Origin of the sequence: Streptomyces sp. P17, assembly GCF_032436805.1 — a bacterium.
In the GTDB taxonomy this organism is placed as follows: domain Bacteria; phylum Actinomycetota; class Actinomycetes; order Streptomycetales; family Streptomycetaceae; genus Streptomyces.
Genome location: NZ_JAVRBF010001190.1, coordinates 1 through 253 on the forward strand (window position 1 = coordinate 1; position 253 = coordinate 253).

General features: G+C 60.5%; 1 protein-coding gene. It reads left to right on the forward strand.

Features of this window, described 5'->3' with window-relative positions; genetic code table 11:
• Positions 1–50: 50 nt before the first annotated feature.
• Positions 51–253, forward strand: a 203-nt coding sequence (locus RMT89_RS44380; RefSeq protein ID WP_315889426.1) for a nitrilase-related carbon-nitrogen hydrolase, incomplete at its 3' end; no start/stop codon positions are given.

Consider the following 253-nt stretch of genomic DNA (forward strand, 5'->3'; position numbering starts at 1 on the left):
CAGGCTCTAATATCGTGGTTTGTTCTCACCAACCCCTTCCGAGCGCTTTCATGACCTTGTCCATCGCCGTTGCCCAGCTCAATTTCACCGTTGGCGATATGGCGGGCAACGCGCAAAAAATCATTGATGCCGCCCGCACCGCCCACGCCCAGGGCGCACGGCTGCTGCTGACGCCCGAACTCTCGGTCTGCGGCTATATCGCGGAAGACCTGTTTTTGCGCCCGGCCTTCATCGCTGCGTGTGACGAGGCCGT